This is a genomic window from Mesorhizobium bavaricum (assembly GCF_056781655.1).
The window spans coordinates 459,811-480,253 of record NZ_JBXAYV010000001.1 but is presented as its reverse complement, the minus strand read 5'-3'; the positions used below and the strand labels follow the sequence as shown (position 1 = coordinate 480,253).

13 protein-coding genes and 3 pseudogenes are annotated in these 20,443 nt (G+C 59.5%); 9 read left to right on the top strand and 7 right to left on the bottom strand.

Annotated elements, in window-relative coordinates; translation table 11 throughout:
- The 6 genes from AC1RZR_RS35040 to AC1RZR_RS35015 all read right to left on the bottom strand — a co-directional run bounded on the left by AC1RZR_RS35040 (window position 1) and on the right by AC1RZR_RS35015 (window position 9,264).
- The gene (locus tag AC1RZR_RS35040; RefSeq protein ID WP_481829247.1) at window positions 1-1,542 is read right to left on the bottom strand and encodes an L-aspartate oxidase; all 1,542 of its coding nucleotides are present in this window, start codon (window positions 1,540-1,542) and stop codon (window positions 1-3) included.
- A complete protein-coding gene (nadA, locus tag AC1RZR_RS35035; RefSeq protein WP_481829246.1) occupies window positions 1,539-2,513 on the bottom strand; it encodes a quinolinate synthase NadA in 975 nt (324 codons plus the stop codon). The genes AC1RZR_RS35040 and nadA overlap by 4 nt, the downstream gene beginning before the upstream one ends.
- A gap of 64 nt (window positions 2,514-2,577) precedes the next feature.
- Window positions 2,578-3,537 (bottom strand): NUDIX hydrolase, encoded by a 960-nt coding sequence (locus AC1RZR_RS35030; protein WP_481829245.1) that lies wholly within the window; start codon window positions 3,535-3,537, stop codon window positions 2,578-2,580.
- Window positions 3,538-4,113: 576 nt separating this feature from the next.
- On the bottom strand, window positions 4,114-5,829 hold the full coding sequence (gene nifA, locus AC1RZR_RS35025; protein WP_481829594.1) for a nif-specific transcriptional activator NifA: 1,716 nt from the start codon (window positions 5,827-5,829) through the stop codon (window positions 4,114-4,116).
- 654 nt (window positions 5,830-6,483) lie between these two features.
- Window positions 6,484-7,515 (bottom strand): LacI family DNA-binding transcriptional regulator, encoded by a 1,032-nt coding sequence (locus AC1RZR_RS35020; protein WP_010913552.1) that lies wholly within the window; start codon window positions 7,513-7,515, stop codon window positions 6,484-6,486.
- 315 nt (window positions 7,516-7,830) lie between these two features.
- On the bottom strand, window positions 7,831-9,264 hold the full coding sequence (locus AC1RZR_RS35015; RefSeq protein WP_481829593.1) for a dicarboxylate/amino acid:cation symporter: 1,434 nt from the start codon (window positions 9,262-9,264) through the stop codon (window positions 7,831-7,833).
- 274 nt (window positions 9,265-9,538) lie between these two features.
- Between AC1RZR_RS35015 and AC1RZR_RS35010 the strand changes: the two genes are divergently transcribed.
- The 5 genes and pseudogenes from AC1RZR_RS35010 (at window position 9,539) to AC1RZR_RS34990 (ending at window position 15,344) form a co-directional block, all read left to right on the top strand.
- Entirely contained in the window at window positions 9,539-11,392 is a 1,854-nt protein-coding gene (locus AC1RZR_RS35010) for a sensor histidine kinase (protein ID WP_481829592.1), read from the top strand.
- Entirely contained in the window at window positions 11,389-12,756 is a 1,368-nt protein-coding gene (locus AC1RZR_RS35005) for a sigma-54-dependent transcriptional regulator (RefSeq protein WP_481829244.1), read from the top strand. Before AC1RZR_RS35010 ends, AC1RZR_RS35005 begins: the two co-directional genes overlap by 4 nt.
- An 83-nt stretch (window positions 12,757-12,839) precedes the next feature.
- Window positions 12,840-13,383, top strand: a pseudogene (locus tag AC1RZR_RS35000) (IS3 family transposase); the annotation flags it as partial.
- Between the two features lie 469 nt (window positions 13,384-13,852).
- A pseudogene (locus AC1RZR_RS34995) lies at window positions 13,853-14,045 on the top strand (methionine adenosyltransferase domain-containing protein); the annotation flags it as partial.
- A gap of 132 nt (window positions 14,046-14,177) precedes the next feature.
- Window positions 14,178-15,344 (top strand): NAD(P)/FAD-dependent oxidoreductase, encoded by a 1,167-nt coding sequence (locus AC1RZR_RS34990; RefSeq protein WP_477344073.1) that lies wholly within the window; start codon window positions 14,178-14,180, stop codon window positions 15,342-15,344.
- A gap of 73 nt (window positions 15,345-15,417) precedes the next feature.
- Here AC1RZR_RS34990 and AC1RZR_RS34985 read toward each other — a convergent pair.
- Window positions 15,418-15,812 (bottom strand): annotated as a pseudogene (locus tag AC1RZR_RS34985) (transposase family protein); the annotation flags it as partial.
- A 461-nt stretch (window positions 15,813-16,273) separates the two neighbouring features.
- On the opposite strand from AC1RZR_RS34985, the gene AC1RZR_RS34980 reads away from it, so the two are divergent.
- The 4 genes from AC1RZR_RS34980 (at window position 16,274) to AC1RZR_RS34965 (ending at window position 20,368) form a co-directional block, all read left to right on the top strand.
- Window positions 16,274-17,263 carry a nodulation protein NodZ gene (locus AC1RZR_RS34980; protein WP_096453585.1) on the top strand — a complete coding sequence of 330 codons (990 nt, stop codon included), beginning with the start codon at window positions 16,274-16,276 and terminating at the stop codon, window positions 17,261-17,263.
- A gap of 142 nt (window positions 17,264-17,405) precedes the next feature.
- Window positions 17,406-18,506, top strand: coding sequence for a GDP-mannose 4,6-dehydratase (gene gmd / locus AC1RZR_RS34975; RefSeq protein WP_069091038.1), 1,101 nt, complete (start codon window positions 17,406-17,408; stop codon window positions 18,504-18,506).
- A gap of 72 nt (window positions 18,507-18,578) precedes the next feature.
- Window positions 18,579-19,547 carry a GDP-L-fucose synthase family protein gene (locus AC1RZR_RS34970; protein WP_027033168.1) on the top strand — a complete coding sequence of 323 codons (969 nt, stop codon included), beginning with the start codon at window positions 18,579-18,581 and terminating at the stop codon, window positions 19,545-19,547.
- A gap of 395 nt (window positions 19,548-19,942) precedes the next feature.
- On the top strand, window positions 19,943-20,368 hold the full coding sequence (locus AC1RZR_RS34965; protein WP_481829243.1) for a hypothetical protein: 426 nt from the start codon (window positions 19,943-19,945) through the stop codon (window positions 20,366-20,368).
- Window positions 20,369-20,443 lie beyond the last annotated feature (75 nt).

Here is a 20,443-nt window from a genome sequence, read left to right as displayed (position 1 = left end):
TCAACGGCTCCGTTCGGATGCTTGCCATCTGAGCGTGACGGCATTCTCAAAAGCTGTGCAGAGGGTCAGTCGTGAGGGGAGGGCGGCGGCATCGCGCCCGGGGAAATCGGATCGATAGTGGGAGCCGCGGCTCTCCTCGCGCCGAAGGGCGGCGATCGCCATCAACAATGCCACCAGGGCCGGATCGGCCGCGGCCGTCTCGCAAACAGAGATCGGCAGCAGTGTCGCGACCGTGTCTCGCAATGATTTCCCATCCCGAACAATGCCAAGCGCATTGGACACAATCGGGCGAATAGGTGAAGGGTCGGGCCGGATGGGAACAGTTGCCGGAAGCCTAGGCCACTGCCAACCGGCAGCGGTAGCCGCGACGCTTTCAGCCACCCAGGCGGCGGTTGCAACCGCTTCGGTCAGCGAGTTGCTGGCAAGCCGGTTGGCGCCATGCAGTCCCGTGCATGCGACTTCGCCACAGGCCCACAGGCCGCTAACGGAAGTTCGCCCCTCGGCGTCAACGGCCACGCCGCCCATGTGATAGTGAGCAGCGGGCCGCACGGGAATGGGTTCCACCGCCGGATCGATGCCGGCATGCTTGCAAATAGCGTCGATTGCCGGAAAGCGTCTTGCGAATTTCTGCCCGAGACAATGTCGGGCATCGAGATAGACGCCATGCCCGGCTGCGAGCTGATCCGAGATCGCCCGCGCGACCACATCGCGCGATGCGAGTTCTGCCCCGGGCGTGTCTGCCAGGAAGCGATGGCCGTGCTCATCGATCAGCACCGCGCCTTCGCCACGCACTGCTTCGCTGACAAGCGGCATTGGCCGGCGCGCAATGTCGAGGGCCGTCGGGTGGAATTGCACGAATTCGAGATCGGCGAGTTCCGCGCCCGCGCAGGCGGCCAGCGCCAGGCCATGCCCGAATGAGGAGAGCGGATTGGTTGTGTCGCAAAACAGGCCGCCCATCCCACCGGTGGCCAGCACCACGCGGCGTGTGGGCAATGCGAACACGCCGCCGTGCAGGGCAGCCACCACCCCTACAATGCTGCCTTCCGCGACAACCAAGCGAAGCGCTGTCATGCCTTCCATGATCGTGATCGAACGGGTTCGCCGCGCCACGCCGAGTAGCGCCCGAAACAACTCGCGGCCGGTTGCGTCGCCGGCGGCGTGCACGATGCGGCGACGCGAATGCGCCGCTTCCAGGCCCAGCTGCAGCTTCCCGTCTAGCGAGCGGTCGAAAGGAGCACCAAGACGAATGAGATTCTCGACAGCTTGAGGTGCGGCCTCTACCACCCTCCTGGCCATTTGTTCGTCGCAAAGCCCATCGCCGGCAGCAAGCGTATCGGCGAGGTGCAAGTCGGGGCTGTCGTCGTCCCCCAGACTCGCTGCGAGCCCGCCCTGGGCTAGGATGCTCGAGGCTTCGGTTCCGAGCGAGGTCCTTGACAGAAGGACGACTGGTTGCGGCGCCAGGTGTAGCGCCGTCATGAGCCCGGCGATACCAGCGCCGATGATGACCGGCGCTCCGCCAATGTGATGGATGTCCGCCGTCATACAAAGAGCATGCGTTCCACAGCCCAGCGGGCCCGTTCAGCGACATGAGGATCGATCGTGACGACGTGGCGGTTCTCCTCGAGCGCGGTCCGGATGTTGGCGAGCGTGATGCGCTTCATATGCGGGCACAGATTGCATGGGCGCACGAAATCTACTTCCGGATGCTCGACCGCGACGTTGTCGCTCATGGAACATTCCGTCACCAGCACCACACGCGCCGGCTTATGCCGCGCGACATAGTCGGACATCGCCGCCGTCGAGCCGGCGAAGTCGGCTTCCGCGACCACTTCAGGCGGACATTCGGGATGGGCAAGTACGCTGATGCCGGGATGGGCCTCACGCAGCTCGCGGATGTCGGCCGCCGTGAAGCGTTCATGCACCTCGCAGCGCCCTTTCCAGGCGATGATCTCGACTTTGGTTTGCGCCGCGATGTTCCTTGCCAGATATTCGTCGGGCAGCATGATCACGCGCGGCACCCGGAGCGACTTCACCACTGCGAGCGCGTTGCCCGAGGTGCAGCAGATGTCTGACTCCGCTTTCACCGCGGCGGAGGTGTTGACGTAAGTGACGACCGGAACGGACGGATAGCGCTGCCGCATCAGGCGTACGTCTTCGGCGGTGATCGAGTCCGCCAGCGAGCAGCCGGCGTTGAGGTCCGGGATGAGCACTGTCTTGTCGGGATTGAGCAGCTTGGCTGTTTCTGCCATGAAATGCACGCCGGCGATCACGATCACATCGGCCTCGACTGTCATCGCCTTGCGGGCCAGCGCCAGGCTGTCGCCGACGATGTCAGCCACGCAGTGAAAAATCTCCGGCGTCTGGTAGTTATGCGCCAGAATGACGGCATTGCGCTGTCGCTTTAGTTTCAGGATTGCGTCGATATCCTCGACGAAGAACGGCCACTCGATCGGTGGGATAACGCGCCGAACGCGGTCGTACAGTGAGGCGCTCGAAGGCAGGACGGCACTCATCGAGCCTCCAGTTATAGTCCACTTGAATATAAGATGTATATAATCGTTGTGACTATAAGGGGTGTCAAGCCCGTGCGAGCGGTAATTTTGTGCCGGCCACAGGCCTCTCGTCGAGAATAGTATGGTGGAAGCGGTAGAGCTGCGCCGGCCGGCCGCCGGTCTCGGCGGTCGTCGCCCCGGTCTTCTCAACCAGTTCCTGCTGCTCGATCAGCCTGCGAAAGTTCGGCTTGTTAATGAGCCTGCCGGAGAGCGCCTCCACAGTTCGCTGTAGCTGCAAAAGCGTGAAGAGCGGCGGCATCAGTTCGAACACAACAGGCCGGTATTTGATTTTGGAGCGCAGTCGCGCAATAGCCGTTGCCAGAATGCGGCGGTGATCGGCGATCATCGATCTGCCCGGCACCGAAGCGAGGATGGCCGAAACTCCGCCGTGCTTTGCTTCCTCCACCAGGGCGGCTTCGTAGAGCAGCTCGTAGCGCTGCAGCGCGAGCTCTTCGTTCCATGCCCGGCCGTCCAAGGCAAAGGCAACCGCCGCTCGCCGTCGGCGATCGAAGCGCGTCGCGCCGTCGTCCGCGCCGTCCGCCCATTCGATAAGGCGCGGCCGCAATTCTTCCAGCACTATCGGGGGCCTGCCGGAGCGATGATCCTCCCACGGGAAATAGTCGTACCAGCTGGCCCAACTGCGCCTGCCCGAGGTGCCCGCATCTTCTTCGCGGGTGAGTGCGAGATAGCTGATCGAGATCACGCGCTGGTTGGCGCCGACCCGATCGCGATCGGCAAAGGTGTAGAGCTGCTCGATATAACCGAGAGGCTGACCAGTCTGCAGTTCCACCCATGCCCTGAGCCCCGACTGGAGCGAACGATGAGCGAGCTCAAACGGGCCCGAGGGAAGAGCGGCGCCCTGTTCGATGGTCAGAAAACATGGTCCAGCCTCGTTCACGGCGACCACGACTGCGATCAGGTCGGCGTTGACATTGTTGGTCTTGCCTATGGTTCTGCCTTTCCTTGGTCCTTTGGCCTGATCCATGGTTCCTGAGCCATTTGGGTTAGACCTCCGCGCGAACTGTCTAAACCGATTTAGTTCTGTTCTTTATCATACCAATCGTCGCGTCAACACCATACGCTGTGGCGACTTTACCTCTTCGAACCTGCACAAAAATATGCCAAACGCGACACTCGCCGTGGGTGACGCTGGGTGAGGAGAGACGTCGATTGAGCGTCGGAGGTGTCGTCAAAGGCGATCACGCCGCCGGATATCCATGCGCGAAAGGCAGCACGGCGCTTATCTGCCTGACGACCTACACCACTCCGGTAAGGTTGGTTGACGGCGTACTATTCTCCGTTTCAATGGCGAGACATCCGGTACGGGGCCGGCGGAGCGACATGGCCATCGGACCGACCATGACGGCGCTGCGTTTGCGCCAACTTGACTGGGATACCAAGCGCCGTGCGGTCGAGCGGGCCGTGGATTGCGGCCGGCGCCAACAGGAGGGCTGCAACGCTTCACCGACGGAGGTCCGAGCCGTACCAATCAACGCTAATTTGTCCCAGCTATTCGCCTCGCGCGCTATCTCGCGGCCCCGCTTGAAGTCCGACAGCAGGTTCAGAGATTCTTGATCTCGATACCGTATTTCCTCAGCGCGTAACCAATCTGGCGCGGCGTCAGTCCAAGCAGGCGCGCTGCCTTTGCCTGTACCCAGCCGGATCTTTCCATGGCCGCGATGAGACGCTCGCGATCGGTCATCTTCGCGTCGCTTACGAGGCCTAGCCGAACAGGCGCTGGCAGTGCCTGCTCGCTGTCGTCATGCGGGACCCCAATGGCGGCCGAAGCAAAAGCACCTGACGATTGCATGGCCGGGTTCAGTGGCGATGGTGCGATCGGCTCCGATTTCGGCGCAGTCTCCTTCGATGCGTGCTTCCATAGCATCGCGGAAAGGCATCGGCCATGGCAGCAGTCAAAGTCGTTTCTGCCGATTGACGCTCCCGCTGCCAGGGTCGCTGTCCGCTGCACGCAATTTTCAAGCTCGCGGACATTTCCGGGAAAAGCACAGTTCATCAGCACTTCAGTCGCACTCGCATCGAAGACCATCGTACGGCCGTTCTCGCTGTTGAAATTCTTGAGAAACTCAGCGGCAAGGAGCGGAATATCACCGCGCCTTTCGCGCAGTGGCGGCACCAGCAGGGGAACAACGCTGATGCGATAATAAAGGTCGGCGCGAAACTCGTTCCTTGCAACCGCGTCTTCCAGGTTCCTGTTCGTGGCGGCAATCACGCGAACGTCGACCTTAATCGTCTGGTTGCTGCCGACGCGCTCGAACTCCTGCTCCTGCAGCACGCGCAGCAGCTTTGCCTGGAACGAGGCCGAAATCTCACCGATCTCGTCCAGAAACAACGTTCCCTTGTCGGCGAGCTCAAAGCGCCCCTTGCGCGAGTTGAATGCACTGGTAAAGGCACCCTTTTCGTGACCGAACAGTTCGGATTCCAGGACTGTCTCAGGGAGCGCTGCGCAATTGAGCTTGATGAACGGCCGCTTGGCGCGTCCCGACATCTCGTGAACGGCCTTGGCGACCAGCTCCTTGCCGGTCCCCGATTCCCCGCGCAGCAAAACGGTGCTGTTGGACCTGGCTACCAACGCGACCTTCTCAAGCAGCCCGCGCAGCGCCGGGCTGTCGCCAATGATCCCCTTGACATGAGCCCTTTTGCCCTCATGCCCAGGCAGCTTGAGTTCGCCGAATTGCTTTTGCATCCGGATTTTTTCGGCCATCAGTCGCTCGCGGTCGGAGGCGAACAGGCGATGCAGCTTCACTGTCTGTCCAACCAGATTAGCGATTGTGGTAAGGAGGCGCAGGTCGTAATCGAGGAGGGAGACTGATTTGTTGTCCAGGATGCGGTCGATGGTCAGCGTGCCCACGACGTTCGCATCGACGCGAATGGGTACGCCGATGAACGACACTTTCATGTTGTCGGACGCCCCGAGCACCTCCTTGTCGGCGGCGTTGAAAGCCGGATCCAACGCTATGTTCTCGGCGACGAGCGCCATGCCCGTCGTTATGATCTGGTCGACCGCCGCCCGTGGCAGATGCTTGCGGTAGCGCTCATCGCTGCCTTCGCTCCAGCCGACGCCGACGGTCATGTCCGGTATGCCGGCACCGTCGCAGAGCGAGATGATGCCGTGCCGCACCTGCACCAACGATGGCAGGAGGTCGACGACGTTGGCCAACGTGGCTTCCAGCCCAGAGGGAGCGGTGAGCGCTGTCGACGTTTCAAAGATGTCCGGCGCCCTCTCGTGCAACGGCACAATAGGGACCACGTTATTCATCTCGGACTTTGAATTAGGGCTTTTCATTTTTGGAAGCGATATGCAGCGTGACGAGATCTGCCTGGCACTTTGCTCGGAGTTGCGAGTATCGTGCATGTGATCATCCATCTCGCGCCATGAAATCGCTGCCCGAGGCAAGTGCGCCTATTGTCCAGCGCGTGGATGTCCTTGGCGAATCGCATTCGTCGGCGTCTTCGCTCAGCAGGCCGCTGCCCAATCGACGAGTTTGCTCGCCTCGCCCTTGCACGCGGGGATTCATTGAAACACGAAAAGGCGTTGATGAAGATAGTCGTGACGATTGATCCGTCAGCAAGACGGGCGTCTGCAGCCGGCTTTTCGCGCGCAATGAAATTGCCATCGAGATGATAGCTAATGTCGATGCCAGTCAGGCCCGGGCCGCGAGCAAGTGCGGCCCTGGCAAGATGGGGCGGCGTCATGCGGTCGATCGCAAAGCGGAGCGATGCTTGACGCATGGCTTTCCTCTCTCTTCATGAAGTGCGGGTCGTCGTTCTCGGCTGACTGGCTTCCGCCGCGCAGCAATCATTCGTTGTTAAACGAGACCGGAATGAGGCAGGTGAGTCAATCAAACTCCCGCTGCTTTTCTTTCATGAATGAAAGGAAATTAGGCTCTCATGATAGTATTTTATCAGTTTTTCAGATGTTTTCCGGCAGATATATCTCAAACGGCAGAAAAGTCTGCCCAAGCGTCTCCGAAGTGCCGACCTTGATGGCCTGGGCCATCAGCGTCATCAGTTCCTGGCAAAGCAGGCGCTGGGGCGTGGCGACCGACATCGTGATCATGCCATCTGCGAGTGCAGCCCGTGACTCCGGCGTGATCTCGTTAACGATCGCGACGAGACCCCGGCTTTCGCCTTCTTCACGGAGCGCGGAGATCGCTCCCTCCATACCTCCGCCGGCCACATAGAAGCCGGTGAGTTCGGGTTCCCGTTGCATGAGATCCAGCGTGGCCTCGTAGGTGATCTGCCGTGCCTCAAGGTTCACGAGCGGATCGAGCAGCTCGAATGCCGGTGCATTCTCACGGAAATAGGAGCGAAAGCCGACCTCCCGCAGCTCCTGCCCCTGAAAACGGTGGCTGCCGACAAAAACCGCCACCTTGCCCGGCCGTCTTGCGACCTTAGAAAGCATCCACGCTGTCGTCCGCCCGACCTTGCGGTTGTCGAGGCCGATATAACCCTCACGAACACCTTCGGCGAAATCGGAAAGCAGCGAGAAAACGGGGATGCCTTTTGCCTTGAGTTCTTGGACGGCTGCCGTGATCGCCGGATGGTCCGGCGCCACCATGGCGATCGCGTGGCAGCGCGCGCCGAATTCCTTGAGCAATGGAATAAGGTCGCATGGCATGTGCGACGGCGCGAATTCGATGAGCGAAGTGCCATGGAAGCACTTCGCCGCGTTGACCGCCGCTTCGACCTCACGCGCGAAGCCCTGGTAGAAGTGGTGAGTCGGTTTTCTCAAGATGAAGCCAAGCCGATATTGCGGCAGGTCCGGCTGCAGGCGCTGCTTGATAAGACCTGCGGCGTGATATCCGATGGCCTGTGCCGCCGCTAAGACCCGCTGCGCAGTCTCCTTCCGCACCGGATGACGGGCATTCAGAACTCGGTCAACGGTGGCAACACTAACCCCGGCTTCCCGGGCGATATCAGCAATTATGGGTCGCTTCGCCATTGTTCGACTATGATTAAACGACATCAAGAGTCCCGGCAAAGGTCGATTCAGTAAAATCTGTCATTCCTGCATTGATCCTGTTCGCTACCGAATTCTTGTCGTGGCATGGTGCGAGGTAGAAGCCGAGACGTAGAGCGTGGGCGAATTGTTCAGCCGTGCCGACGGCTCCGATCGAGCTCCACGCCCGGTTCCACGAACCGTCGCAAACTTCGGAGGCATTAAGCGCATCATCGATGGCTTGTGTGTCGTGACCGGTGCAAGACCTTCGCAAGGCGCAGATGATTTTGCACCCACTGCATTTCGGGATTCTTGATTTCATCGGCCCGCGAGAGTTTGTTTGGAACCCGCGGCCCGATCGTCCGGCGTTTGGGCCCAGCCAGGCGATTCAACCGGCAGCGATGCTGCCGAGTTGCTCGGCGCGGGCGTTGTCAGTGGCTGGCCGGTTGATGTCTCGGCAGGCTGGTGGCCGCAGAATGCAGCTTTCAATTGTGCCTGATCCAGTTCGCCTTCCCAGCGGGCGACGACGAGCGATGCCACCGCGTTACCGACCAAATTCGTCAGAGCCCTGCATTCCGACATGAAGCGGTCGACACCAAGGATCAGCGCCATTCCAGCAACGGGAACTGCCGGCACTACGGAGAGCGTAGCGGCCAACGTGACGAAGCCGGCACCTGTGACACCTGCTGCACCCTTGGAGGAAAGCATCGCGACGAGCAGCAGCAGGACCTGATCGCCAACTGACAAATCCGTATTCGTCGCCTGCGCGATGAAAAGGGCCGCGAGGGTCATGTAGATATTGGTGCCATCCAGATTGAAGGAATATCCGGTCGGGATAACCAGGCCCACGACCGAGCGCTTGGCGCCGGCTTTTTCCATTTTCTCCATGAGAGAGGGCAGCGCAGCCTCGGAGGAGGACGTTCCGAGGACCAACAGCAGCTCTTCCTTTATGTAGCGGATAAGAGAAAAGATCGAGAAGCCATTGTAGCGACAGACTGCACCGAGAACCCCGAATACGAAGAGGAAGGCCGTGAGATAGAAGGTCCCGACCAGCATCGCAAGGTTGGCTACCGAACCGATGCCATATTTGCCAATCGTGAAGGCCATTGCTCCGAAAGCACCGATCGGCGCGGCTTTCATCAGGATGCCGACCAATTTGAAAACGGGTGCAGTGAGGTCCTGAAGGAAGGAAAGAACCGATTTGCCCGATTCTCCGACCATCGCCAGCGCGATGCCGAAGAGGACGGAGAAGAACAACACCTGTAGAATGTCGCCTTCCACAAAGGCGCCGACAATCGTGGTCGGGATCATGTTCATGAGGAAGCCGGTCACGGACTGCTCATGGGCCTTTGAGGCATAGCCATTGACGGCTTGGACGTCGAGCGAGGTCAGATCGATGTTGAGGCCGGCGCCAGGCTGAATGACATTGCCGACGATGAGGCCGACGATAAGCGCGAGCGTCGAGAAGGTGAAGAAATAGACCATCGCCTTGCCGGCAACACGGCCGACCTTCTGAAGATCGCTCATGCCGGCAATTCCAGTCGACACGGTCAGAAAGATAACGGGCGCGATGATCATCTTGACGAGCTTGATGAAGGCATCGCCGAGCGGCTTCAGGTTTTCTCCGATTTGCGGATAAAAATGGCCAACCGCGACTCCGAGCAGGATTGCGACAAGCACCTGCACGTAAGGCTTGGCAAAAAGGGTCTTGCGGGGTGCGCGCTTTACGCTTGGAGCCAGTGGGGTCAACATGTAAGTTTTCTCTCCCTGACCGGTTTGGGGCGGGCCGTTCCTCCCCGCGGCTTCTCCCATCGCGGCGCCCCGGTCGAACGCTGCTGCGTTGTTGACCGCAATAGCCGTGCCAAGCCAAGAGAGCGCGGAAATCGCCGGAGCCTCAGGTATCTTCAACAAATCGCGCAGCAAGATTGTGCGGTTTTCCGCACGGATCGCCTTCCCTTCTGGCGGAACCCCGCACTATGGTTCGTCAATGATCGGTTTTAAGAATACGATGGCAGAAGAAGAAGACATGGGTAATGGCGCCTTCCAGCGCGCCCCATTGGTCTTCCCTGGTAGATCCGGCGGTCGATCTCTCTGGCTTGTGGTTTTGCTTGCAATTCTTGGTGCGGCGCTCTGTTTCGTTGTCTTTGCAACGGGACGCATCGCCGGCACCAGAGCAGAGTATGCCCTACGCGACCGTGCTCTTGCCGCGTTCCCCCTTGCAGCCGACAGTTTGAAAGGAGAGATCGAGAAGCAGCGAATGATTCCGCTGGTTCTGGCACGCGACGGTGCCGTTCAGGAGATGCTTCGCAGTCCGAGCACTGCCAACGAAGCCGCGCTTGATGAGAAGCTTCGCGCCATCGCGCGCGACGCCGGCTCTTCTATACTCTACATCATTAATCCTGAGGGCGTAGCGGTTGCTGCGAGCAACGCCGGCGAGCCGACCAGTTTCGTCGGCAGCGATTACCGCTTTCGCCACTACTTCACCGAGGCGATGGCGGATGGCGCGGCTATGCAATATGCGCTCGGCACGGTTAGCGCGCGCCCTGGTCTCTATCTGTCGAGCCGGGTCGATGGGCCGGAGGGGCCGCTCGGTGTGGTTGTGGTGAAGGTGGAGCTCGACCGCGTCGAGTCGCGTTGGCTGGAGAGCGGCTTCGTGGTCTTCACGACCGATGAGCGAGGCGTGGTTCTTGCCACGAGCGTGCCCCAATGGCGTTTTGGCGCTCTCTCACCGCTTTCCGCAAAGGAGAAGCAAACCGCTCGCGATCGTCTGCAGCTACCGGGCGTGACTTTCGAGCCGGTGCCGCTTTCCCGCCGCGGCGACAACCTGGTCACCGCAACTCCTGAGAGTCGATCAGCCGGTTTCGTTGCGGTTTCGCAGGATCTCGGCAAAGCAGTTCCGGGCTGGCGCATGTCGTTGCTCATCCCCGCCGACACCGAGATCTCCTCGGCGGTCATGACAGCCCGCGTGACAACGCTGCTTGCCCTCGTTCTCGTTGGATTCGTCATTTTCATCATTGTTCGACGGCGGCGGGCGGCCCGGCAGCGGCAAGAAGTGCTTGTGTTGCTGAATGCGGAACTGGAGCATCGCGTCGAACTGCGCACGGCGGAGCTCCAGAGCTCGAACGCAGCGCTCGCCGGTGAGATCGCCGAGCGAGAGAACGCTGAAGCAAGAGTGCGTCGCCTGCGCGACGAACTCGCCCAGGCGAACCGCTTGTCAATCCTGGGACAGATAACGGCCGGGGTCGCCCACGAGATCAACCAGCCGGTCGCCGCAATCCGCACCTATGCTGAAAATGCCGCGCGTCTTCTAGGGATCGGCCGGTCGCAAGAAACCGCCGAGAATCTGACCTCGATCGTCGCCATGACCGGCAGGATCGGCACGATCACTGAAACGCTAAGGTCCTTTTCCCGCCGCGCCAGCGGATCGATGGGACCGATACTGGCGGACGACGCGATCGACGGCGCTCTGTCGCTTCTTTCAGGCCGAATTCGCGATTCCGGGGTGACGATTGAACGGAAGCGGATCGATCCGTCTCCAATTGTCATGGCAAGCCGCATGCGACTGGAGCAGATACTCGTCAACCTTCTCCAGAACGCGCTTGACGCTCTGAAGGATCAACCGGAGCCCCGCGTCGAGATAGCGCTCGCCGAAAACGGGGAAATGGTCGCTATTTCCGTTCGGGACAACGGCCCCGGCCTTGCCCCCGACATTCGCAGGAGCCTCTTCATGCCGTTCGTTACCAACAAGGAAAAGGGTCTTGGTCTTGGCCTGGTCATTTCGCAAGAGATCGCACGTGAGCTCGGCGGCTCGTTGCGGCATGATGATGCCGGCCACGGGAGAGGGACTTCCTTCACGGTCGAGCTGAGGCGAGCGGCATGAGTGCTGAATCAGGACCGGTCATTTTTATCGACGATGACGAGGATGTGCTTCGCGCAGCCACGCAGATGCTGAAGCTTGCCTCGTTCTCACCGAGCGTGTTCGGTTCGGCCGAGGCCGCACTCGCCAGAATCGACGGGAACTTCGATGGCCCTGTCGTGAGTGACATCCGTATGCCCGGGCTGAACGGACTTCAGCTCTTCGAGCGAGTGAAGGCGATCGACCCGGAAATTCCGGTTGTCCTGATCACCGGGCATGCCGACGTCGAGCTGGCCGTTGCCGCCATCAAGGATGGCGCCTACGACTTCATCTCGAAGCCATATGCGAACGACCGGCTTCTCGTGACGCTGCATCGCGCTTCGGAAAAACGGCGCCTGGTCCTGGAAAACAGACGTCTTAGGGATGCGGTTGTCCGATCTGCGGGCGATATCCCGCTGATCGGGGAGGCACCGACCATGATTCGATTGCGCGAAACTCTCCGCCAGATCGCCGATACTGATGTGGATGTCCTTGTGGAAGGCGAGACGGGCACGGGCAAGGAGGTGGTCGCGGATCTGCTTCACCGCTGGAGCAGACGACGCACGAAGCCCTTCGTTGCCCTGAATTGTGGAGCGCTGCCCGAAAGCGTCATCGATAGCGAACTTTTCGGGCACGAGGCAGGCGCCTTTACTGGCGCGCAGAGGCGCAGGACCGGTCGCATCGAGCATTCGAACGGAGGGACGCTCTTCCTCGACGAAATCGAGTCGATGCCGCCAGCACTCCAGGCGAAGCTTCTGAGGGTGCTTGAGACCCGGCAGATCACGCCGCTTGGCACGAACGAAACCCGCAGCATCGACCTTCGTGTCGTGTCGGCTACCAAGGCCGATCTCGGCGATCCGGCCGCCCGCGGAGATTTCCGGGAAGACCTTTATTTCCGGCTGAATGTGGTGACGCTCCGCATCCCGCCGCTTCGCGAAAGGCGCGAAGACATCCCGATGCTCTTTGGGCATTTCCTGGAACGCGCCTCCAAACGCTTCAGCAGGCCAGTTCCGGACATAAGCGCTGGCGTGCGCGATCGCCTCGTGAGCCACATTTGGCCCGGCAATGTCCGTGAACTCGTGCATTTCGCCGATCGCGTTGCATTGGGACTTGAAAGGCTAGGCACGCCCATTGCATCAGGTCGAAAGGGACAAGCGGTATCAAGCCTCCCCTTGTCCGAGAAGGTCAGCCTTTATGAGGCGACTGTCATCCGCGATGCCTTGCAGGAATGCGGCGGCGACGTGAGGCGCACGATCGAAGTCCTGGGAGTTCCCCGCAAGACCTTCTACGACAAGCTGAAACGACATGGGATAGACACGGCCGATTATCGAAAAACCGCCATTGGCTGAAGCCTTCTTGCTTGCATGTCGCGGAAAAGAAATTTCGCCATTCTCGTCCGACTCAAAGGATGCACTATGGGCTAGGTGAAGCGAGGTCGCTTTCGGAACGCTATGGCATCAACCCCAAGACGGTCGCGAAGTGGAGAAGCGGAATTCGACCGCCGATCTGTCCACCGGCTCCAGGGAGTCGACAGTTCTGTCTGTCGAGGATAACCGTTGTTGTGGCCTTCCGCCGCAACAGGCTGCTGCCGCTCGACGATTGCCTCTACGCGTTGCAGCCGACGTCCCGCATCTGACGCGCTCCCACCGCTGTCTGCAGGCAAGCATCGGCCGATTGCCAGATGTCGACGGCGACAGGCCGGCGAGAAGAGTCGAGAGAATGAACCGGACCATCAAGACGCAACCGTCAAGCGCTTCCACTACGACGATCGCGACCAACTGCGTCGGCATCTTGCCGACTTCGTCGCGGCCTACAATTTCGGCCGCAAGCTGAAGACTCTCAAGGGTCTCACGCCCTGCGAGTTCATCTGGAAGGCATTGGGCTTCCCAGCCCGAGCGTTCACTTTCAATCCGCTCCAGCAAATGCCGGGACTAAACATTTATCAAATGGCGGATGAGGTGCACGATACAAGTTAGCACGTCGCCTGGGGAAAGGTGCGCCGATCGCCTCCCTCTTGGCCAACCAGTTCCAGCTTGCCGTCTTACCAGGCCCCCGCCAATCTCGTTGCGTTGTTGTTTAGCGTTGCAACAGATCCTTCAAAGAAATTCATGGAATCGTTGCGAGCGCAAATCGCTGTCAATGGTACGCTCATCACAACTTTCGAGATCAGTGGCGGCAGAAATCTGGTGTCGTTTTATGTTCCGCCGCCAAACAGCATTTGCGAAGAGCGCGAAATGACAAAGCCAGCAGGACGAGGGTACCAGCCATGCGCACATCGATTACACCCAAGTCGCCCGCGATACGATACTCGATATTGGCTACGACGATGCCATCGGCTTTGATGGTCGAAATTGCGCCGTCGTTCTGCTCTCACCGGGCAGTCGCCCGACATCAGCCAGGGCGTTGATGAAGGACGATGGCAGGATCTCGAGCAAGGGCGGGATCAGGGCCTCATGTTTGGATTCGCATGTTTTCGATCTCCGACCGAAAGGCATCATCAAGATGCTTGATCTCTTACGCCCGATATACCGCAACACGGCGACATACTCACTTCGGCCGTGAAGAGCCTGAGTTCACCTGGGAGAGGACGGACAGAGCCGACGACTTGCTGCGTGAGGCAGGACCGGCAGCTGCGTGAGCGCCGCTGGATCAAGCGCATGCGGCAACCCTTTTCAACTCGCTAGGCCCGCGCCCGCCGCGGCACGCGCTTCGACATCATGCTGACGGCTGTGTGATCGACACGGGCGGTTACCGGAAAGGCGACAAAAAAGTGCGTTACGACATCGTTATCATCGGAGGAGCCATCGTCGGCTCCTCGATCGCCTACTATCTGCGCGAGGAAGGGTTTTCCGGCTCGATCGCGCTGATCGAGCGCGATCCGCAGTTCGCGCACGCGGCAACGACGTTGTCCTGCGCCTCCATTCGCCAGCAATTCTCGATCCCGCAAAACATCCGCCTGTCGCAGTTCACCATGAAACTGTTCCGGCGGCTGAAGGAAGAATTCGGCGCAGACGCCGACATCGGTTTTCGCGAGGGCGGCTTTCTCATTCTCGCTAGCGAGAACGGGCTGCCGATCCTGAATGCCAATCACGAAGCGCAGGTCGCCGAGGGGGCCGACATCGTGCTCGAGGACGCGGATCAGCTGACGCGCCGCTTCCCTTGGCTGTCGACCGAAGGTATATCCGCCGGCTCCTATGGCCGCAGCGGCGAAGGCTGGTTCGACGCGCATGCGATGCTGACGCTGTTCCGCAAGGCGCTGCGCGGCAAGAACGTGGACTTTATGACCGCCTCGGTCATCGGCATCGAGCGGCAGGGCCACCGTGTCACCAGCGTCAGGCTCGACAATGGCGAGACGATCGAAGCCGGCACCGTCCTCAATGCCGCCGGGCCGAATGCCGGCAAGGTCGCCGCTCTCGCCGGGCTGGCGCTGCCGGTCGAGCCGCGCAAGCGCAATGTCTTCGTCTTCGAGGCGCGCGAAAAATATGCCGACATGCCGCTGCTGGTCGATCCCTCCGGCATCTATGTCAGGCCGGAAGGCTCGGTCTATCTCACCGGCGGCGCCGAGCCGGAAGAGGGCGACGGCCCGGCCGATCCCCAGGATTTCGAGGTCGACTGGCCGCTGTTCGAAGAGGTGATTTGGCCGGTGCTGGCGACCCGCATTCCGGCCTTCGAGGCCATCAAGCCCACCCGCGCCTGGGCCGGGCACTACGATTACAACACGCTCGACCAGAACGCGGTGATCGGGCCGCACCCCAAGGTGAAAAATTTCCTCTTCGCCAACGGATTTTCAGGCCACGGTCTGCAGCAGGCCCCGGCGGTCGGCAAGGCGCTGGCCGAGCTTCTCGTGCATGGCGGCTACCGAACGGTCGATTGCTCCGCGTTTGGGTACATCCGTGTCGCCGAAGGGCGGGCGTTTAGGGAATTGAATGTGATCTAGCAACAACGGCGCCGCGACGGTCTCCTTTGGTGCCGGCGGGACAGAGGGGCGCGAAGGTTCGCGATAGGCGGTGCCGCGGTACAAAGGCCTTGATGTTTAGCTTGCCCTGTTCGGTTGGGATCTCCGCAATATCAATGTGGAAGAAGCCGATGCTTGCGCTGCAGACATCGGTGCAATGAAGAGCGCGTCAGAAGCGGGATGTCGGCTGCAAGGCCGTAGAGGCAATCGTCCAGCGGCAGCAGTGTGTTGCGGCGGAAGGCCACAACAACGGTCCTCTGCTACGGCAGACAGAACCTTCGATCTCGGCTCCCTGGGGCCGGTGGGCAGATCGGCGGTCGAACTCCGCTCCTCCACTTCGCGACCGTCTTGGGGTTGATGGCATAGCGCTTCGAAAGCGAGCTCAGGCTCGCTTACAGCTCGACGCATCGCCTCTTTCTTTGTGGCGCTCCCATGCAGAACCTGGCCCAGTCGAAGCTTCGTGGCCGCGGCCCGCGCTCATGGCCGGCGCACTTAGGTCGATGCTGCGTGCTGTCACCGTGAGGTTCCGCTGGGGTTAGCGGTGCGTCGAGCACAGCGAGAGGGTTCACAGCCAACGCTCTGGAACCCATGTCACTGCCATCCATGGCGTGGATGCGTTTCATCGAAACAGACGATTTTACCGATGTTACGGCACGATGCATAGAAAGAATTCAAGAATGTAGCAGCCTTAAGGAAAGCGGTTGATGTTTGCGTTGGCTCCGAAGAGCATTTTCTGGTCTGCGCGGAAGACCAGCCCAGGCGCGCGTCCATCGCGGCCAGGCACTTCCGCGACAGACGCAAGCTACATCGCATTGGCACAGCACGACAATCTTCCCCGAATTGCGCGGGCGCTTGCCTCAAACGCAGCAGCAAAGCTGAGGCTTGTGGTGTTCTGGAGAGAGGCAATTTAGATGCTTGTTGATCGCTCAAGGAACGATCGGTTCGTTGTTTCTCGACGGCGCACGGGTCTCGGTGATTGCCTGTGGTCTCTCGCGTCGGCTTGGGACTACGCACATCGGACGGGACGAGCTTTAGCAATAGATTGGCGCGGATCTTGTTACCTTGACAACCCGTTTGCGAATGCCTTTCCAGCTTTCTTCAAGCCAATTGAGGATATCGGTGGTGTACGGGTCATTTGCGATGACCAGATCAACCACGTCTCATTCCCTGGTCCCTTCTTCCCGTCGTGGTGGAACAAGCCATCCATCGACTGCGTGTACCGTCCGGATGAACAGATTTTCCAAGAACGTGACGAGCTTAACGATCTTTTCCAGGCCCAAGATGATTGTGAAGCCAACACGGTAGTGTGTGATGCTTGCTTGATGTGGCGCTGCGATGAAAAGGCCGAGCGAACCATATTTAGGAGCATCACACCGAGGGTCGAAATTGAGGATCGCATTGAAGCGCTCTACCAGGAACATTTTGACGGGCACAGCATAATTGGAGTCCATGTCCGCCACGGCAACGGCGAAGATATTATGGATCACGCACCTTACTGGGCTGATCCGAAGGTTGCCTTAGAGCAGGTATGCACTGCCATTCGTATGGCCAAGGCGCAACCGCATTCAAGACCTGTAAGGGTGTTCTTGTGTACAGACAGCGCCAAGGTTGTTGATCACCTGTCGGGCGTATTTCCCGAACTTTTCACCGTCCCAAAACGCTTCCAGGCGGATCAGGCTGGCCCCTTACACAGTGCAGCACTGGGCACCGACGGGGGGTTTTCCGCGCTCGTTGAGATGTATCTCCTCGGTCGATGCGACACTGTTATTCGCTTTCCTCCGACTAGCGCCTTCACCCGCTACGCCCGCCTCTTCGTGCCACGAATTGTCGAATTCGATTTGAATGACCCGCGTCGTTTGATCTTGATCGACAACACTTTCGAACGTTCCCCGGCTCCATGAAAGGCTGGCATCCCGATCGAACTCTCCCTTGCCTTCGCGCAGAGGCCCCCGTTCGCCCTGCCCAATACGCCCCTTTCTCGCCACGCAATCCCGCCGCAGGCGAGCGTTTTCATGGGCGCGTCAAAATCAAAAGGATTCAAGCTTGTCAAAGAGAAAAGTAGCTTTAATCACCGGGGTTACGGGACAAGACGGTTCCTACCTCGCAGAATTGCTTTTAGAAAAGGGCTATTCTGTGCATGGGATAAAGAGACGATCGTCTCTTTTTAATACGGGCCGTATAGACCATCTCTATCATGACCCTCATGAAAGTGGCGTTGATCTTACACTTCACCACGGGGACTTGACAGACTCGTCGAGCCTTACGCGCGTCATCCAACTGGTTCAGCCGGACGAAATTTACAATTTGGCAGCTCAGAGCCACGTTGCAGTCTCCTTTGAAGAACCAGAATACACCGCGAACTCCGATGCCTTGGGTGCGCTGCGTATCCTCGAGGCAATTCGGATCCTGGGGCTCGTCAAGCATACGCGCTACTACCAAGCCTCGACGTCTGAGCTCTACGGGCTGGTGCGGGAAACGCCACAGACCGAGACGACACCGTTCTACCCCCGGTCCCCCTACGCTGTTGCCAAATTGTATGCTCACTGGATCACCGTAAATTATCGAGAATCTTACAATTTGTATGCATGTAACGGCATTTTATTTAATCATGAGTCACCTGCGCGCGGAGAAACATTTGTAACTCGCAAAATCACGCGCGCCTTGACTCGGATTAAGCTTGGAATGCAGCGCACTCTATTCCTCGGCAACCTTAATGCGCGTCGCGATTGGGGGCACGCTCGAGACTACGTCCAGATGCAGTGGTTGATGCTGCAGCAGCAGCAACCTGAAGACTTTGTGATCGCTAGCGGTGAGCAACATTCGGTGCGCGAATTCGTCACCGTCGCGGCCGCTGAACTCGGCATCGATGTTCGTTGGGTGGGGGAAGGGGTCGACGAAGAGGGGTACGATGCAAAGACGGGAGCTCTGATCGTAAAAGTAGATCCCCGCTATTTTCGTCCTGCAGAAGTCGAGACACTTCTCGGCGATGCCCGCAAGGCGAAAGAAAAACTTGGGTGGGAGCCCAAAATCTCCTTCATCGAATTGGTTAGGGAGATGGTTCGGGAAGATTTGCGCATGGCAGAGCGTGAGGCAGTGCTGATGAAGCAGGGTTATTATTCACACAGTCCACGAGAGTTATGCTGACAACGGCGGCGCCATGCTGGGTTGTTGTCAGTGCTATGGTGGCCTTCTTAAGGAGCGCCCAGAGCGTTAACAATGGAAAACAAAAAGATGAAGAAAGTCTATGTGGCAGGCCATCGCGGCCTTGTTGGATCCGCCACAATGAGAGCCCTCGAGGCGCTAGGATCCTATGAGATAATAACACGTACTCACGACGAACTGGATCTATTTGACCGGAGCGAGACGCGCAGGTTCTTCATGTCGCAGCGGCCAGATTACGTCGTTATGTGCGCCGCAAAGGTTGGTGGTATACTGGCGAACGCTAGCTCCCCTGTCGATTTCCTTCATAACAACCTCGCGATTCAAGTCAGTGTTTTTGATGCCGCTTACGCTTCCGGCGTCGAACGGATGATTTTTCTTGGCTCCTCGTGTATCTATCCACGCGACTGTCCGCAGCCGATACGGGAGGAATACCTTCTCACCGGTCCGCTTGAAGCGACGAATCGTCCCTACGCTTTGGCAAAAATCGCAGGTGTCGAATCGTGCTGGTCTTTCAACCGGCAGTACAAGGCCCGCTATCTCGCGTTGATGCCGACCAATTTATATGGTCCCGGCGATAACTATCACCCCGAAAATTGTCACGTTCTGCCTGCTCTGATACGCCGCTTTCATCAAGCTAAAATGAACGGCGACTCCTCTGTGGGGGTCTGGGGATCCGGAAATCCTCGGCGAGAGTTTATGTATTCGTCGGATGTAGGCGATGCCATTGCGTTCCTGCTTGGCCTGCCAGATTCGGATTTTGACGCCTTGACAGCCCCCGACACTGCGCCCCTGATTAATGTTGGCGTTGGTGAGGACGTCACAATTCGCGAGGTGGCGGAACTCGTCAAGGCGGCGGTCTGCTGGGAGGGCAATTTGGTGTTCGACACGACGAAGCCAGACGGTACTCCGCGCAAGCTACTGGACGTAACGCGCTTGCGTAACCTTGGCTGGAAAGCCAAAACGTCTCTTGGTGCCGGGTTGCAAGCGACGTATGAGGATTTTCTTCGCCTACATGCGGCTTGATGTGGAAGCGCGCATCCAGGTTGGACTGCACGTCCGACCGGGTGCAAGCTCGCCCAGTCCGGCCAAACAGATGAGAGGGACGCATACATCTCGAGGCGGCCGCAATAGTGGCCTGTGCTGACTTTGCAGACCGGACCTCTCTGCGACCGGCGATGCAGAGGATCACCCAGAAGCTTGCCCAAGCCAAATGGGAAGGGGAAGGCCGCATAACCGGCCGCACCTGGAACGGCTGTGCGTGAGCGCCGTCAACTCAAGCCGCCAGTTAGAACTGCTCGACCTCGCGGGAGCCGCTGCTTACGAAGCTGGCATCGACAGGAAAGCCAACCAGGCCCGCATCATGCCTCGAGGCAGGCCTTATCCAAGGCGGTGCATGCGGAAATGGCGGGCGTCGACGTATGCTTTTCAACTCGCGCTTAGCCGCAGGCGGGATCGTGTCCCCCTGCGTGGTGGAGCTGGCGGCATTGGTCGCCGTGCTCTCCGGCATGGGCCGGGCTGATCGGATTGGTTCAGTCTGCGTTGTTAGCGCCGAACTCACTCGCCTCAAGGTCATGGCGCCACAAGCGCGGATTCGCGGCGCCGTGGTGCGGGCGTTACAACTCATGCAGCAGCGGGTCTCGTTGATGGCGAAGCGGGCTGCCCTGAACGAATCGCTCGCGTCTGCGGCGCGCCAAGCTGTCGCGCAACGCGATCATCCTGACGCTCTGGGATGGCAGTGGCAGGTGACCGCCTATGCGGTGAGCACGCTTGGCCTCAGCTCGATTGGCATCGACCCCAACCGGCCCTGGTCATCGCGCCGTGCCACAGCTTTTACCGCCAAGTGAAGCCGATCAGCTGCGACCGCTCACCGCGACAACCCTGGCGCCAGACTATGCTCTGCTCGGCTGGTTCGAGCGTAA